Source organism: Rhodococcus sp. NPDC003322 (genome assembly GCF_053589555.1).
This window is the reverse complement of record NZ_JBSFSC010000004.1, coordinates 268,995-284,594: the sequence shown is the minus strand read 5'-3', so window position 1 is coordinate 284,594 and position 15,600 is coordinate 268,995. Positions and strand designations below refer to the sequence as shown.

Genomic DNA, 15,600 nt, shown 5'->3' with positions numbered 1-15,600 from the left:
ATCACTCATCGGTCGGCCCGACGAAGCCGGTCTTGCCGAGCAGCCGGCTGTCGCGGGCGGCCAGTTCGGCCTCGCGCTGCTGCCGGTCCAGGTCCTCGTACCACTCGGCGAGCAGGCTGTTCTGCAGCGCGAACATCTCCTTCTCCTCCTCCGGCTCGGCATGGTCGTAGCCGAGCAGGTGCAGGACGCCGTGCACGGTGAGCAGCGCCAGCTCGTGAGCAGTGGAGTGACCGGCCTTCGCGGCCTGGTCCGCGGCGAACGCCGGGCACAACACGATGTCGCCGAGCATCGCCGGACCCGGTTCGGGCGCGTCGGGCCGCCCGCCGGGTTCGAGCTCGTCCATCGGGAACGACATCACGTCGGTCGGACCGGGCAGGTCCATCCAGCGCATGTGCAGGTCCGCCATGGTGTCCAGGTCCACGAGCACCATCGACAGCTCGGCCGCCGGATGCACGTCCATGCGGGAGATCACGAACCGGGCGACGCTGACCAGCTCCGCCTCGGACACGTCCATCCCGGACTCGTTGGATACCTCGATGCTCATCTGTGCCGTTCTCCTCGGGCCGCGTCGGCGTCGGTGCGGGGGCTCACTTCGAAAATTCCGGTTCGGTCAGCGCCGCGCCGCCGCGCGCCGCTGCGATGTCTCGGCGGCTCGCCGCTGTGCCCGGTTGCCGAGCTTGACGTCGTCGAGCCGGTCGGAGTCGTAGCGATCGTAGGCGTCGACGATGTCGGAGACGAGCCGGTGCCGCACGACGTCGGCGCTGGTCAGTTCCGCGAAATGGATGTCGTCGATGTCGGTGAGGATCTCCGCCGCCGCGCGCAGGCCGGAACGCTGCCCACCGGGCAGGTCCACCTGGGTGACGTCACCGGTGACGACGATCTTCGACCCGAATCCGAGCCGGGTGAGGAACATCTTCATCTGCTCTGCGGTGGTGTTCTGAGCCTCGTCGAGGATGATGAACGCGTCGTTGAGGGTGCGGCCTCGCATGTACGCGAGCGGCGCCACCTCGATCACCCCGGCCTGCATCAGCTTCGGGATCGCCTCGGGATCCATCATGTCGTGCAGCGCGTCGTGCAGCGGCCGCAGGTACGGGTCGATCTTCTCGTGCAGGGTGCCGGGCAGGAATCCGAGCCGCTCTCCGGCTTCGACGGCCGGGCGGGTCAGGATGATCCGGCTGACGTTCTTCGACTGCAGCGCCTGCACGGCCTTCGCCATCGCCAGATACGTCTTACCCGTGCCTGCGGGTCCGATGCCGAACACGATGGTGTTGGCGTCGATCGCGTCGACGTACCGCTTCTGGTTGACGGTCTTCGGCCGGATCGTCTTGCCGCGCCGCGACAGGATGTCGAGACTGAGCACCTCGGCCGGGGACTCCCCCGCACCGTCGGTCAGCATCGACACGCTGCGGCGCACCGCATCCGGAGTGAGCGTCTGGCCGCGGCCGACGATGGCGACGAGTTCGCCGAACACCCGCTCGGCCAGCGCGACGTCCTCGACCCGGCCGGTCAGCGTGACGCTGTTGCCGCGCACGTGGATGTCGGCGGCGAGCAACCGTTCGAGTGCCTTGAGGTTCTCGTCGGTCGATCCGAGCAGGGGCAGCACCGACTCGGGTGGAACCTCCATGCTGGATCGAACGGAGCGCTGTGCGGGGCGTTGTTGCCGGTCGGCCGTCCGCGCCGAGACACCGGATCCGGACATGGCGGACGACGACACCGTGGTCTCACCCGTTTCGCTGTCTGCACTCACGTGGTTGCTATGGCCTGCTTCCCTGATCCGGCGATGGTGGTGTTCGCAGTCTATCTCGCTCGCGCGGGCCTTCCCACCGAGTAAAGGGCGGTCAGACCCCGGGTGTGGCGGCGCTCTCACGCAACCAGCGCAGGGCCTCGTCGACCACTTCCGCGGCCCGATCGGGCGTCAGGCCGACGATCACGAGCGACGCGACCGCGAACGACTCCCCCGCATCGTTGACCAGACCGCGGTTGGCCTCCTCGAACAGCGCGAGTGCCACCGCCTCGGTCATCGTGACCAGGACCGGTGCGGGCAGGTACGAGGAGAAGACCCCGTCGGCCTGACCGCGTTCGACCAGTGCCACGCTCGGAGCCCGGGCCGGTTCGAGCAGATCGCGGATGCGTTCCTCGCCGAGTTCCTTGCGGGCGAACGTGAGCAGCACCCGGAAGCGGTCGCCGATCGGCCAGGTCAGCAGCGCGAGCACCGCGGACGCCAGGTCCGGTCGGCCTGGCAGTGCGGGCACTCCGTCGAGAACTGTCAGCAGGGCCGCCGATGCCTCGTCGGCGATGCCCTCGACCAGGGCGTCGCGGCTCGGAAAGTGTCCGTACACGGTACGGCGGACCACTCCCGCCGCCCGTGCGACGTCGTCCATGCTCGCGTCCGGGTCGGCGGCGAAGGCCCCGATCGCGGCCTCGATGATGCGCGACCGGTTGGCGCGGGCCTGACTGCGCCGCGGCCGGACCGGCTCACTCACCCCACCAGCACCAACTTCCACACTCGCAGTGTTCCACGCCGCCGACGCGGCGTTCGGCGCACCGCGCGGGGGCGGTGATACCCGCCACACCGTCATTGCACACCACTGTGCAACAAACTAACTTGCACATCAGTGTGCAATCAATAGTCGTGACGCCCGGAACGGAGCCGACCGTGACCTTCCTCGCCACCCGACCGACCACCACCGACGAGACTCCCTATCGATGGAGATGGGCGGCACTGGGCGTGCTGTGCCTCTCGCTCCTGATCGTGGTCATGGCGAACACCGCGCTGATCGTCGCGGCGCCCGACATGACCCGCGACCTCGCGCTCACCAGCTCGCAGCTGCAGTGGGTGATCGACGGCTACACCGTCCCCTACGCGGCACTGATGCTGCTGTGCGGCGTCATCGGCGACCGGTACGGCCGCCGCGGCGCGCTGCTGACCGGACTGTTCGTGTTCGGCGCCGGCGCCGTCTACGGCAGCCTCGCCGACACGACCACCGCGGTGGTGACCGCGCGGATCACCATGGGCGTCGGCGCGGCGATCATCATGCCGGCGACCCTGTCGCTGCTGGTCGCGACGTTCCCCCGAGCCGAACGCTCCCGCGCCATCGCGGCATGGGCCGCGACGTCCGGTCTGGCCATCGCGTTCGGGCCGCTCCTGGCGGGATGGATCCTCGAATCCGGTTCGTGGAATGCCACTTTCCTGATCAACGTGCCGATCGCCGCGGTCGCGGCGCTCGCCGCGCTGATCCTCGTGCCGCCGTCGAGGGCCGAAAAGGCGGGGCGGATCGACTGGGCCGGCGGACTGCTCTCGGTGGTCGCGATCGGCGCCCTGGTGTACGCGATCATCAACGGCTTCCACTTCGGGTGGACTGCCGGACCGGTCGCCGCCGCGGCCCTCGCGGCCTGCGCCCTGGCCGCGTTCGTGGTCTGGGAACTGCGGCATCCACAGCCGCTGCTCGACGTCCGCAAGCTCGGTGACCGCACGATCGGCGGCGCCACCCTGGCAGTGCTGCTGCTGTTCCTCGCCGCATTCGGCGCGATCTACTTCGTGGCCCAGCAGTTCCAGTTCGTCCTCGGCTACGGCCCGCTCGAGACCGGAGTCCGGCTGCTGCCGCTGGCCGCGGCGGTCTCGGTCGGCGCGCTCGCGGCCGGGCGGGTCGCCCCACGAGTCGGCGTGCGGTGGGCGATCGTGGCGGGCATGGCGATCGCCGCCGCCGGGGTCCTGCTGCTGGTCCGGGTGGACGCCGGCTCCGGCTACCTGGACTTCGCGGTGCCGCTGGTGCTGCTCGGTCTCGGCATCGGCCTGGCCGAACCTCCCGCCACCGACGCGATCATGGATCGCTTCCCCGACGACGATCTCGGCGCGGCCGGCGGCCTGAACGACACGGCCATCGAACTCGGCGGCTCGCTCGGCATCGCGATCCTCGGCTCGATCCTGGCCGCCGGATACAAGGAGTCGATCGCCGGGTTCATCGACGCGGCACCGCTCCCGACACTGACCGGAGACATGGCCGCCCAGGCCGACTACGCGATGCAGGTCGCGGGCGAATCCGTCGGTGGCGCAACGCTGGTCGCACAGGAGCTGTCGGCCAACCCGCTGGCCTCGTCGTTCGCGGAGCCGCTGCGGGAGGCCGCGGGCGTCTCGTTCGCCGACGCCATCGGGCAGGCCAGCCTGGTCGGCGGCCTGGCACTGGCCGTCGGGGCCCTGGTGGTCGCCCTGATCCTGCCCGGGCGGTCCGCGAACTGACACACTGGCCGACATGTTCGTGCTGCTGCTGACCGGACCACCGGGCGCGGGAAAGAGCTCCGTCGTCACCGAACTACACGACGGCCTCGGGGACGCCGGCGTCGCCAACGCGCTGATCGAACTCGACGAACTCGAACGCTGCTACCCGCCGCTCGACGTCCCGCGCCTGATGCGCAACGTGGCGATGCTCGCGGACTCGTACCGCGAGGCCGGCCACACGCTCCTCCTCGTCACGGCAACCGTGGAGGACGACGCGTACGGCGACGCACTGTCGGCCGCGACCGGCGCGGACGATCACCTGACCGTGCGTCTCGACGCCGAACCGGAGACCGTACGACGCCGGGTACTCGACCGGGAGCCCGAAACCTGGTCGGGAAGAGAGGAACTGGCTGACGCCGCCCACCGGCTCGCGACCACCATGCGCGCACTCACCGGCGTCGACCTGGTCCTGAGCACGGAGGGCACCGCTCCCGCCGACGTCGCGGCGCGGCTGGAGGCCGTGCTTCGTGCCCATCCGACGGTCCCGCTGACTTCAATCGACCGGATCGCCGGGTGACCGACGCCCTCAGCCGCCAGACACCCACCCGATCGCGTCGGCCTCCCGGTCCGTCGAAAAGACCCGCAGCTCACCGGGAAACAGGAAGGCCAGCAGGTGAACGGCCTCGCCGAGTCCGGCGTGATCGGTGACCAGGGCCAACCGTCCCCAGATGTCGCGCGAGACGCCGACCAGCCGCGAGTCCTGCCACATCGCGCCGAGTGAGTACCGATCGAAACCGTCACCGAGGACGTAGACGAGGTTGACCCGCTGATGGGCGGCGGTCGCCTCCTCGATCGCGGGGTCGAGCACCGTCCGGTAGTCGTCCGCGGTCACCACGCCAAGTCCGCGATACCCGAGAGTGCCGGCCGGAAGTCCGGGAATCTTCTCGATGGCCATCCGTCGACTGTGGTCCACCTCGTCCGCCGATGCATGGAGGCTCGCCGCGACGGATCCGGAACTCGCCCGGGACCCGCGCCTTCCGGGTCGGTGCGATCACAGCCGGACGCGAAGTCCACCGCAACCTACGGTCGACCCGGTTCTTTGCCGGACGATCCCGCATCCCGCACGTGTGCGGCGAGCACGGCACGCATGATGGCGATCGTCGCGTCGATGTCGGGTTCACGGCTCGCCGCGACGTGTGCCCAGAGCAGCGCGGTGGCGGTGAGCGCGAGCACGCCGTAGGTTTCCTCCGGAACGGCGATATCCGGGGCCGTCTCGGCAATCTCGCGAGAAAGGTTGCGCGCGAGCGCCTTTGTGACGAGACCGTCCGGATCGAGCAGGACCCGCAACGCCAGATTCGGCTCACGTCGCGCGAACGTCGCGAGCGGCTCGAAGTCGACACAGCCCTGCATGAAGCGCCGAGTCGCGTCGAGCGCGCGGTCGATCCCCGCGCCCTCGGCGGCGCCGCGGGCATCCTCCCAGATGTCCCCGATGGACGCGAGAATCACCTGGTCCATGAGCTTTTCGCGATCCCCGACCCACCGATAGAGCGTCGACCGGCCGATGTCGAGATGCGACGCAACGGTGTGCATGTCCACGCGCTCGCCCCGCCGGAACAGCCATGTCGCCATGGCGCGGGCATCGCTCGCGGTCGGCTTACGGAACGACGGCGGCCCGTCGACAGGCTGGGAACTCACGGTCGGACTGTAGCGCATGGGACGTTTACTTGCGCCTTTCCAAATGAGACGTCATTGACTTTTGTTCCATAGGGCCCCTATCGTCAGCGCACGTTTTGTTACCCAGATCACAAGGAGCACGGATGCCCGCCCTCGCCAGACTCGTGACAGCGGCGGCACTCGCCGCGGTCGTCACCCTGCTTCCGACCGGTGCCGCCCAGGCGCTGGGCCCCCTCGACCTCGGCTCCTCGGGCTCCGGCGCCCCGGATCTCGGGTCGAGCGGGGGGTCGACGGGCGACCAGAACCACCCCACGTCCACGTGCTTCTGGTTCGGTCCGACGTTCTCGGCGACGAACCAGGACCTCAACTACGCCTTCCCCGACTCCGGGGCGCTGTACTGGGCAGCGCAGTTCGCGATCCCGGACGGCGCGCGCCTCGTGCTGCGGGGCGACTACGCGCATGCCCGGTACCAGTCGCTCAACTCCTACGACATCAGCACCAACTCGCCCACCGCCGCGCTGAACGACGTGTCGACCGCGCCCGACGAGGGCTCGACGAACCCGTACCTGCCCGGGGCTCCCCGCAACGGGCACGGCCCCCGCTCGTACACCGCGACCGTCGTGAACGAGACACCGCCCACGGATCCCGGGACCGCCGCACCGAACACCCTGTACGCGGGAGTTCCCGGGCAGGAACGAACCACCCTGCTCTACCGCCTGTACCTGCCTGACAACGGCCGCGACGTGACCGGTGGCGTCGGACTGCCCGAGCCCGAGCTGCACCTGACCGACGGGCAGGTGCTCACCGGGGAGTCCCTGTGCAGCGCCGTTGCCGCCGCGACGACCACACCGGCAGTGGACAAGCTCCCGCTGGACACCTACCTCTCGCTGCGGGACCAGCCCGGTAGGCCCGCGACCTTCCCCGCCGAGCAGCAGCCGGCGTGGCGAACCTTCTACAACGTGCCGTTCGGCCTCCAGTGCAGCTACCTCGGGCAGTGCAGCGGGACCCCCGCACGCACCGGCGGCCAGTACTCGAACAAGGACAACAATTACGTTGCGGCGCTGACCAACCGCGGCTTCGGCGAGGTTCTCACCCTGACCGGGACGATGCCGGTGACGCCGCGCACCCTCAACGGTCAGGATCGCGTCGACGACGTGGACATGCGCTACTGGTCGCTGTGCAACAACGAGTCGATGGCCACCACGAAGGTGGTCGGATGCCTCCACGACGAGCAGGTGCCGCTCGACTCGGCACGCCGATTCACCATCGTGGCCACCCTGCCGGAGGACCGCCCGGTGAACGCCACCGAAGCCTGCGGCGTCGCCTGGCTACCCCTCTCCCCGACCGGCGACGGCGCGGGCCATCCCGATGACGGCTACCTCATCCTGCGAAACATGCTGCCGTCGGCCGGGTTCGGCCACGCCGTCCAGGACACCCGGACACCGGGCGACGAGAAGGCCGTGATGGGGCAGTACCTGCCCGACGGCATGTACTCCTCCAAGGCCGATTTCGAGGCCCGGGGCTGCTCGCCGTTGCACCGCTGAGCGCCGGCCCGTTCGACGGGTGGTACCCGGCGGGGTGGGTACCACCCCGCCGGGCCGCCGCGTCCCGAGGAGCACGTCGCCAACCTTCAAGAAAGCGTTCGCCGGAGCTACCAGCAGTGCACCAGATCGCAAGACAACAAGGGCAATACGTACGTGTGGGACTATCAGCACGGCGCGGTCGAGAATACGACAAGGGCGGGAGGGCACCGAGGCGAGTCCGACCCCCACGCGAGTGCGCCAACAAGGCCGGCTGATCCGACACGTCGATCGGAGCGATGAACGTATGTGGTACTTGGAGGCTTTCGACAAGGACTCCGAACTGCAAGTTCGTGACTATCCCATGCCGGGATTGAGTACGGAAACTCTCAAGGATCTATTGAACCTCGGAGACACCGTGAGGATCGGCGGAGTGAAATACCCACTCGAAGCGGGCGGCTACGACATTTCACCGGTAATGCTCCACACCTTCGCGGAGTACATCGGCGAACCATTCACGATCGACGACTCGTGGGACTATCAGGTCGGCTTCTATGGTGAATGACACCGACTACTTCAGGCCCGCCGCGGACCACTATTCCTGCGCGCCAACTGTTCGGGTCGAACGCCAGGACCGCGTGCCGGCGAGTCGAAGTGCATGCGAATATTCACGCACCGCGATCAGAACGGTGCCGGTTCGTCGTCGACCGGGACCGTGACGGGCCGGTCGAGGTCGTAGACCTTGATGTTGCAGGCTCGGTCGACCACGGCGATCGGCTTGGGCCAGCTGTCGAGCAGGTATTTCAGGTCGGCCTCTACCCCCTACCGCGGGGTTGTCCGAACAATCGGGCGAGCTCGTGCGGATCGGTGAGCGTCACACCCCGCGGCGCTGCACTCTCCGCGTTCGAGCGCCCATCGTCACCTGGCGGTACCGCCGGGCCGGCGCTCTTGAGCGAGGTTGCGGCGGAGCCGTCCATGTCGGGCGGCTGTACCGACGAACCTGCACCGTCGAGCGGCCTCACAGCACAGCCCGCAGCGTCCGACGACTGCTCATCCCGACTCGCCGTGCCCGTGTCGCACGGTGGTGCGGTCGCGTCGGCGCTGAATTCACCGAGGGGTTCTGTGATGACGAGTTCACCGGAGGGAGTGGTCCATTCGAGTCGCCCACCTCCGAGCTGCCGCACGTTCCACCGCCCGAGCGTCTTCAGGCGGTGGTGCCGACGGCAGAGGCAGGCCAGGTTCTGCTCGACCGTCCAGCCGCCCGAAGCGGGCTTCGCGTGGTCGAACGGGACCGTGTGGTCGATGTCGCAGGAAACCGCCCGAACGCTGCATCCGGGGAATCGACAGATTCCGTCCCGGGCGCGCACGATCTCCGCCAGCCGCTGACACGGCCGGTACGTCAGCTGTTCTCGTCGACGCCTGCTGCGTTCCCGGATGGCCGACGGCGTGATCCCCGCGGCAGTCAACGCGCGGCCGATACCCAGAATCTTTCCGTGTGCGAGCGTTTCGATGCGACGACCCGACAACCACACGTCGCCGGAGGCGTCATCGGCCGCAACTTCACCCGCCCCACCGCCTTGTCCGGCGTGACCGCACAGCGCGTCGAGCAGTGCCTCCCGATCCGCATCGGTCAGGGTCAGGACTTTCCTCCACGTGCCGTCCGCCGCGATGTCCCGCGCGAGATCTGCGTCTATCCATCCGTGCCCAGCCAGATACGCGGGCAGGTCATCGAGCCCGAGGAGCGTCGTCAGGTTCACCCCGACGTGAACCGTCGCCGGGGGTAACGACGGCAGGATCGGATCATCCCGACTTCCAGACCGATTGGATCGCGCATTGCGGAGACCCGAGCTGTCGACGCCATCATCCGCACCGCGCGCATCAACCTCGGGCGGCATCGCGCCGACGCCGTCCACTGCCGACGCGGCGCCGGCGCCGTCTTCCCTCGCGGAGCCGACGTGGTGGTCGCCAGCGTCACCGTGACCATCCAGACCGACACACTGCGGCGCGGATTCGTCCGCATCCGGAGCAGCGACGTCGGACACCGATGGGTGCGGAGCCGTCCCGGAATCGCACGGTCGAGATTCACTTGAGCGAACCGTCTGTGTGCAGTCGGTGCGACCACAGAGGCACAGCAGTCGACCGGACCCGTCCGCCAATGCCACCAATGCATCCGCCCGACGCTGCGCGAATGTGCGCGGATCGCTCCCGCAGACCTCGAAGCACATCGTCCGCAGCCGCATTGCGACCACCTGACCCGCCGGACCGGGCAGCGTGCCCTCCATCGAGCACGTGCCGTCGTCGTTCGCGCGGAACCGCACGTCACGATCGGCCTCGCCCTGTTCCCGCCGGGCTTTGGCACCGGCCGGATCGTGCCGAGCGACCAACCTGCGCGCGGTGCGACGGATCGTCGACGTCGTCGCCCCCTCGATCCCGTCCAGAAGGAGTCGCTCCACCAACTCCACCTTGTCGGGTGAGACGTTCGCCAACGCATCCGAAATGGCCTGGGCCCGAGACTGATCGATGCGACCGGTCGAGAACGCCACCGACGTCGCGTGCAGCCGCCACCGCAAGTCCAAGCCCAACCCGATCCACCGCCGCGCCACCGGCTCGGTCACGGTCAGCATCACGCCGACCTCAACGTGCGCGAACTCGCCCTGAAACGCCTCGTTACAGCCCCGCCGGGCATCCTCTGCGCACCGCGCCAAATACACCGATGCGACAGCATCCACCTCGAGGAACTGGGCCCGGGCGATCCCGGCGTGCCGCTCGCGCAGCACCGCCGTCCATTCGACCTCCGGGACGCCCGACAGCACACCGGGAGCCTCCGCCCCGGCCTGCATCGAACCCCCCGACTCGAACATGAGTTCTATCGTACATATGTTCGAGGTGCTTGGCCAGTGTTCGGAGATCCGATGCGCTAGACGATCAGATCGATGATCGCCACGGATCGTTCACGTCCAGCGACCATGTAGGTGACGGTGTCGCCGCGCCGACGCCCCACAAGCTCGCGGCCGAGTGGCGTGTCCGGCGGACACGGCTCGATCGTCTCATTGTGACTGTGCCGGGCAACGATCATTCGCAATGGTTCACTGCCACTGAACCGCACTGTGACGACCGAACCTTCCCTGACTGCGAACTGCGGCATGTAGGTCGGCATAGCCGTGAGGCGCAGGAGGTCCCGGAGTTCTTCGATCCGGGACTCATTGTCGCGGTGGGCTTTGAGCGCGACTCGGGAGCCTTCGCTCTCGGCGGGGTCGAAGCCGCACCGTTCGTCCCTGATGCGCGCGGACAGCGCGGAGCGACGAGCCCGGCACTGCGCCAGTTCGACCTCCCACCGTTCGCGCTGGGTGTCGATCTGCAGATTCACCGCATGTCGAGCACGCAGCCCCGAGGGGAGGAGCCCACGTCGCGGATCCTTACGGCCACGGCCCGCCGGAGCCCGCTCAGCATGCCGACCGCTCCGGCTTCCTGGTCACGAGCAGTCTCCCGGCTCGCCGACCTTGACGACCGACAGCATCGCCTCCCCTTCACCGACGGTGCTCCCGGCGGGCGGGGCCTGGCCGACCACGACCCAGTTGCGGTCGATGACCTGGTTGCGGCCCTCACCGGTCGCGTCCTGGCTTCGGGAGTAGAAGACGCCCGCCGCCTGGATGGTGTCCTGCGCGTCCTGCAGATTCATGCACACCACGTTCGGCATGGTCGCCGGGGCCGTGGCAGCCGATGCCGCCGCGACCGTGGTGGTCGGCACGGCCGAATGGACCGACTGCGCTACCGCCGCCCCGGCCGACGTCGGCCTGACGGTCGAGGGTGCGGGCGCACCGAACGCGGCGGTCGCCGCCGCGGACGTCGTGGTGGGCTCGGAGTCGGAGTCGTCGTCGAGGCCGTCGCTGATGTCCCCGATGATCCCGATGAGCACGAGAATCGCCGCGACCGCGGCCGCGATGATCACTCCGCGGCGCACCGGACGCTTCTCGGGTGCGGGCGGCGGCGGCGCGAACGCGGCCGGGTCGCCGGCGAGGAACGCCTCGTGCCCCGCCTGCGCACGGGCAGCGAGCGCCGCGTCCTCCGCCTTCTTGCGCCCGAGACTGTCGCGGATCGGCTTGCCGACTGCGAGGTACCACAACCCGGCCGCCAACAGAACACCGACGAGCACATCCCCGAACCTGCCGTGGACGAGATCCAGCACGACCACCCAGGTTCCGACCGCCGCGAAGAACCCGGCGGCGACCCGCCAGTACGGCGCGAACTTTTTCACGTGTAACTCCCGAAGCGCCAGGCCAATACGTCGTGTCGGGCCCACCATGGCATGGACCGCCGACACGAATTGCTACTCCTCCGTGCGGATGAAGTCGTCGAAACCGGGGACGGTGAACGCGAGCAGTCCTCGTTCCGGGGCGTAGACGAGCCCCTTCTTGATCAGCTCGTCGCGCGGGACCGACAGTGCGGTGGTCTTCTTCCCCAGCGCCGCCGCGAGACCTTTCATCGTCGCCGTTCCCGCGACTCCCGTCTCCGCGAGGGCGTGCAGCAGCGCTCGTTGCGCCGGCGTCGCGCGGTCCCACCTTGCGCGATACAGGCCCGCGTTCACCTCGTGCCGGGCCACGTCGACTCCGAGTTGCGCATCGTCGACCGTGAAGACCGGACCGACGGCGTTGTTCCACACCGCCTTTCCGACCTCCTGCAGGAAGTACGGGTAGCCGCGGGCCGCGTCCAGGACCACTCGCAGCGCGTCCGGTTCCCAGTGCGCGTCGCGTTCGATCACCGGCTGCGTGAGCGCGGCCCGCGAGTCCGATTCGCTGAGCAGGGTCAGTTCCCGGAACTGGTACAGCCGCTCCGCGTAACTGGTGGCCGAGGCCAGCAGCGCCGGAAGCGACGGCAGGCCCGCGCCGACGAGGAAGAGTGGCAGCGCAGGCGACGTCTGACCCACCTGATGCACCGCGGCGCTCACCGCCGCCATCTCCTCGGCCGTGGCCTCCTGCAACTCGTCGATCAGGATGAGCGTGCCGATGCCGAGGTCGCGGGACGACTCCCCCAGCGCGACAAAGAGGTCTGCCAGATCCAGCGAGAGACGCCCGCTGTCGGCATACCCCTTGGCGGGGTCGATGTCCACACCGAGGGAGACCACCCCGAGGTTGAGCTTCGCGGTGAACGACCGAAACACCCCGAGAAGCCGCGCCAGCTTGTCGATCGCGTGCCTGTGTGTGGTCGCGCGCAGGCTGACGGCCAGCTTCGAGGCGAGCTCGTCGGTGAGCGGTTGCGTCTTGCGGACCTCGAGCTTCGCCACGATCCAGCCGGCGTTGACGGCGATCCGTTCGAGTTCGCCGAGCAGCACGGTCTTGCCGACGCCCCGCAACCCCACCAGCATCCAGCCCCGGTCCCCCTCCCCGAACTCGGCGATCCGGCGGCTGACCACGTCGAAGTCGGCGAAGAGACGGTCCCGACCTGCGAGAATCGGGGGACGCAAGCCGGCGCCCGGCTTGAAGGGGTTCAGCACCGGATCCATGCATCACACCTTATCCAGGTTTATATGAGCTTTGCAGATAATGTCCGATAAAGGCTGATGGGACCGGGACGTGGTCAGGGAGGACAGCTCCTTCACCTACGACACCCAGGCGGGCGGCAGAACCACCGTGCCGAAGCTCGAGGTCAACATCGTCGAGGTCACCGGCTCGGTCTAAGCCGACCAGGGATCCTCGCCGAGGACGGCGTCCAGGGTCAGCGCCCAGCTGCGGGTGGTGCGGTCGAGGAAGGCGTTGTGCCCTTCGCCCGGCACCTCCCACAGCACTGCACGGTCGCACGCCGCCCGGGCCGCGTCCACGTAGGCGCGGCTTGCCGCCACCGGCACCTGCACGTCCTCGACCCCGTGGATGCACACCGTCGGCACCCCGGTCGGGACGCGGTGCAGTGGTGACGCGTCCCGGTAGACCTGGGGGTCGTCCGCGTAGGACACCCCGAACAGTGCTTCGAGCGCGGCTCCCCCGCTGCGGGTGGCGGCACGGGCGGCGAGGTTGAGCGCGCCGGCCTGGGAGATCACCCGGGTGGGCCGCACCGGACAATCCCGTTGCCCCGCAACCCACATCGCGAGCTGCGCTCCCGCGGAATGGCCGACGAGCCGGACGTCGCCGACATCGAGCGGGACCGTCGAATGCTCGGGCAGCAGCGTCGCGGTCGCGGCCAGCGCGGCCTCGACGTCGGCGCTGGTCTCCGCCCACCCGCCACCCGCGCCGACCCGCCGGTACTCGACGTTCCAGGCCGCCACGCCGCGTCGCGCCAGCTCCGAGGCCAGAGTCGTCGCCAGGTTGAGATGGAAGTCGGCGCTCCAGTAGCCGCCGTGCAGCAGCATCACCACCGGCACCGGCCCGTCCACTCCATTGGGGGTGTAGAGATGCCCGAACTGGGCGGGTTCGGGTCCGTAGTCGATGCGGAGGCGTGGCATGAACCCATTGTCGCGGTCGCGCCGACGCCGGCCTCACCCCGCCCACGCGAGCACGCCGTGGTCAGTAGTCGATGAGCCCGTCGCGGTTGAAGAACTTCCCGGTGGGTCCGTCGGGGCCCAGCCCGGCCAGCATCACGGTCGCATCGGTTCCTTCGGTCACGGTCTGGTGTCCGCGGTGCCAGTTGAAGTCGGTGCTCGTGTATCCCGGGTCGCTCGCGTTGACCCGGAATTCCGGGAGGTTCTTCGCGTACTGGACCGTCATGGCGATCACGGCCGCCTTCGAACTCGCATACGGAACCGCCCGGACGAAGTGCTCGTCGGTGCCGGGGGTGCTCAGCGCCCGGGCGAAGCCGACGCCGGAGGCGACGTTGACGATCACGGGGTTCGCCGAGCGCCGCAGCAGTGGCAGCGCAGCCTGCGTGACACGCACGACGCCAAGGACATTCGTGTCGAACACCTCCTGCATGGCGGCGACATCGAGGTCGTCGACGCCGAAGGACCTGCCGAGGACGCCGGCGTTGTTGACGAGGACGTCGAGCTCGGGCAGCTGGGCGAGCGCCGCGTCGATGCTGCGCTGATCCGTGACGTCGAGTTGCACGGGATGGGCGCCGAGATTCTGTACCTCTGCCGCCGAAGCGAGGTCACGCATGCCTGCGTAGACGGTGTGGCCGGCGTCGATGAGTCGGCGTGCGGTCTCCAGGCCGAGGCTCCGGTTGGCTCCGGTGATCAATGTCGTGGTCATGTCCACAACGCTCCCGCGGCTCCGGCGCGCACACCAGGCACCGATCGACGGTGGGACCGGCAGTACCACCCACCGCGCACCGGCAGCGAGCAGGATGGGGGCATGGACGAGTTCGCGCGCGTGCTGCGCGCCTGGCGCGACCGCGTGCAGCCCGAACACGTCGGGCTGCCGCCCGGTACGGGTCGTCGCGCCCGGGGGCTGCGGCGGGAAGAGCTCGCAATGCTCGCCGGCGTCAGCGTCGACTACATCGTGAGGCTGGAGCAGGGCCGGGCAACCAATCCGTCGGCGCAGCTGCTCGGTGCGCTCGCGCGGGCGTTGCGCCTGACCGACGAGGAGCGCGACCACCTGTACCGGGTCGCCGGTGTCGCCGTTCCGACGCCTGCCTCGTTGCCGCGGCACGTGGGGCCCGGCGTCCAGCGGATCGTGGACCGTCTCGGTGACGTGCCGGTCGCCGTGTACAGCGCCGCACACGACCTCCTGCTGTGGAATCCGCTCTGGGCGGCGCTCCTCGGTGACCCCTCGACGCAGTCCGGGTTGCGGCGCAACCTCGTCTGGCGGGTGTTCACCGGAGGGGCCATCCCCGTCAGCCACACCACCGTCGGGGAGGACGAATTCAGAGCGGACCTGGTCGCGGATCTGCGATCAGCCGTGGGGCGCTACCCCGACGATGCTCCGCTACGGGCCCTCGTGGACCGTCTCCTCGCGGAGTCCACCGAGTTCGCGGCGCGCTGGGCACAGGCGCACGTGGCCCTGCACCGGTCGAGCCGAAAGGTCCTGCACACCAGGGCTGTCGGCGACATCACGGTGGACTGCGACGTCCTCGGCGCGCCGGGTAGCGGCGACCTGCGGATCGTCGTCTACACGGTCGAGCCGGGATCCGCCGACGAGGAAAAGCTCGACCTGCTTCGGGTCACCGGTCTGCAGGACCTGTCGGACCATCGACGACCACTGGCGGTGACGAGAACGGACACCACCGGGTGAGCCGTTCCGGAACCGCCCGGTGCATACCGAGGTG

Annotated in this window: 16 protein-coding genes and 1 pseudogene; 6 read left to right on the top strand and 11 right to left on the bottom strand. The window is 69.1% G+C overall.

All coding sequences use genetic code 11. The features are described from left to right. Window position 1: 1 nt before the first annotated feature. The 3 genes from ybeY to ACWDUM_RS17570 form a co-directional block, all read right to left on the bottom strand. Window positions 2-544 (bottom strand): rRNA maturation RNase YbeY, encoded by a 543-nt coding sequence (ybeY, locus tag ACWDUM_RS17580; RefSeq protein ID WP_450112745.1) that lies wholly within the window; start codon window positions 542-544, stop codon window positions 2-4. Window positions 545-610: 66 nt separating this feature from the next. Continuing rightward, the gene (locus ACWDUM_RS17575) at window positions 611-1,699 is read right to left on the bottom strand and encodes a PhoH family protein (protein WP_450135203.1); all 1,089 of its coding nucleotides are present in this window, start codon (window positions 1,697-1,699) and stop codon (window positions 611-613) included. 139 nt (window positions 1,700-1,838) lie between these two features. After that, window positions 1,839-2,483, bottom strand: a complete 645-nt coding sequence (locus tag ACWDUM_RS17570) for a TetR/AcrR family transcriptional regulator (protein ID WP_450112744.1) — start codon at window positions 2,481-2,483, stop codon at window positions 1,839-1,841. Window positions 2,484-2,656: 173 nt separating this feature from the next. Between ACWDUM_RS17570 and ACWDUM_RS17565 the strand changes: the two genes are divergently transcribed. Beyond that, the gene (locus tag ACWDUM_RS17565; RefSeq protein WP_450135202.1) at window positions 2,657-4,237 is read left to right on the top strand and encodes an MFS transporter; all 1,581 of its coding nucleotides are present in this window, start codon (window positions 2,657-2,659) and stop codon (window positions 4,235-4,237) included. 13 nt (window positions 4,238-4,250) lie between these two features. Then, entirely contained in the window at window positions 4,251-4,793 is a 543-nt protein-coding gene (locus ACWDUM_RS17560; protein WP_450134942.1) for an AAA family ATPase, read from the top strand. Window positions 4,794-4,802: 9 nt separating this feature from the next. Here ACWDUM_RS17560 and ACWDUM_RS17555 read toward each other — a convergent pair whose 3' ends face one another. Further along, window positions 4,803-5,171: an STAS/SEC14 domain-containing protein gene (locus ACWDUM_RS17555; RefSeq protein WP_450134941.1), complete on the bottom strand. Its 369-nt coding sequence runs from the start codon at window positions 5,169-5,171 to the stop codon at window positions 4,803-4,805. A gap of 125 nt (window positions 5,172-5,296) precedes the next feature. Beyond that, entirely contained in the window at window positions 5,297-5,911 is a 615-nt protein-coding gene (locus ACWDUM_RS17550) for a QsdR family transcriptional regulator (protein ID WP_450134940.1), read from the bottom strand. Window positions 5,912-6,033: 122 nt separating this feature from the next. Between ACWDUM_RS17550 and ACWDUM_RS17545 the strand changes: the two genes are divergently transcribed. From ACWDUM_RS17545 to ACWDUM_RS17535, 3 genes and pseudogenes are all read left to right on the top strand, one after another. Next, window positions 6,034-7,434, top strand: coding sequence for a hypothetical protein (locus ACWDUM_RS17545; RefSeq protein WP_450134939.1), 1,401 nt, complete (start codon window positions 6,034-6,036; stop codon window positions 7,432-7,434). Window positions 7,435-7,563: 129 nt separating this feature from the next. Further along, window positions 7,564-7,713: pseudogene (locus ACWDUM_RS17540) on the top strand (colicin E3/pyocin S6 family cytotoxin); the annotation flags it as partial. A gap of 13 nt (window positions 7,714-7,726) precedes the next feature. Beyond that, window positions 7,727-7,975, top strand: a complete 249-nt coding sequence (locus tag ACWDUM_RS17535) for a DUF7683 domain-containing protein (protein ID WP_450134938.1) — start codon at window positions 7,727-7,729, stop codon at window positions 7,973-7,975. A 250-nt stretch (window positions 7,976-8,225) separates the two neighbouring features. Here ACWDUM_RS17535 and ACWDUM_RS17530 read toward each other — a convergent pair whose 3' ends face one another. The 6 genes from ACWDUM_RS17530 to ACWDUM_RS17505 all read right to left on the bottom strand — a co-directional run bounded on the left by ACWDUM_RS17530 (window position 8,226) and on the right by ACWDUM_RS17505 (window position 14,585). Beyond that, window positions 8,226-10,271 (bottom strand): DUF222 domain-containing protein, encoded by a 2,046-nt coding sequence (locus tag ACWDUM_RS17530; protein WP_450134937.1) that lies wholly within the window; start codon window positions 10,269-10,271, stop codon window positions 8,226-8,228. 56 nt (window positions 10,272-10,327) lie between these two features. Continuing rightward, the gene (locus ACWDUM_RS17525) at window positions 10,328-10,777 is read right to left on the bottom strand and encodes a hypothetical protein (RefSeq protein ID WP_450134936.1); all 450 of its coding nucleotides are present in this window, start codon (window positions 10,775-10,777) and stop codon (window positions 10,328-10,330) included. Between the two features lie 105 nt (window positions 10,778-10,882). Beyond that, on the bottom strand, window positions 10,883-11,665 hold the full coding sequence (locus tag ACWDUM_RS17520) for a PASTA domain-containing protein (RefSeq protein ID WP_450134935.1): 783 nt from the start codon (window positions 11,663-11,665) through the stop codon (window positions 10,883-10,885). Window positions 11,666-11,737: 72 nt separating this feature from the next. After that, the gene (locus tag ACWDUM_RS17515) at window positions 11,738-12,910 is read right to left on the bottom strand and encodes an ATP-binding protein (protein ID WP_450134934.1); all 1,173 of its coding nucleotides are present in this window, start codon (window positions 12,908-12,910) and stop codon (window positions 11,738-11,740) included. Window positions 12,911-13,081: 171 nt separating this feature from the next. Then, complete coding sequence (locus tag ACWDUM_RS17510) at window positions 13,082-13,843, bottom strand: alpha/beta hydrolase family protein (protein WP_450134933.1); 762 nt, start codon at window positions 13,841-13,843, stop codon at window positions 13,082-13,084. Between the two features lie 61 nt (window positions 13,844-13,904). Next, complete coding sequence (locus tag ACWDUM_RS17505) at window positions 13,905-14,585, bottom strand: SDR family NAD(P)-dependent oxidoreductase (protein WP_450134932.1); 681 nt, start codon at window positions 14,583-14,585, stop codon at window positions 13,905-13,907. Window positions 14,586-14,687: 102 nt separating this feature from the next. Here ACWDUM_RS17505 and ACWDUM_RS17500 point away from each other — a divergent pair, with 102 nt between their 5' ends. Next, the gene (locus ACWDUM_RS17500) at window positions 14,688-15,566 is read left to right on the top strand and encodes a helix-turn-helix domain-containing protein (RefSeq protein WP_450134931.1); all 879 of its coding nucleotides are present in this window, start codon (window positions 14,688-14,690) and stop codon (window positions 15,564-15,566) included. The last annotated feature ends 34 nt before the right edge of the window (window positions 15,567-15,600 follow it).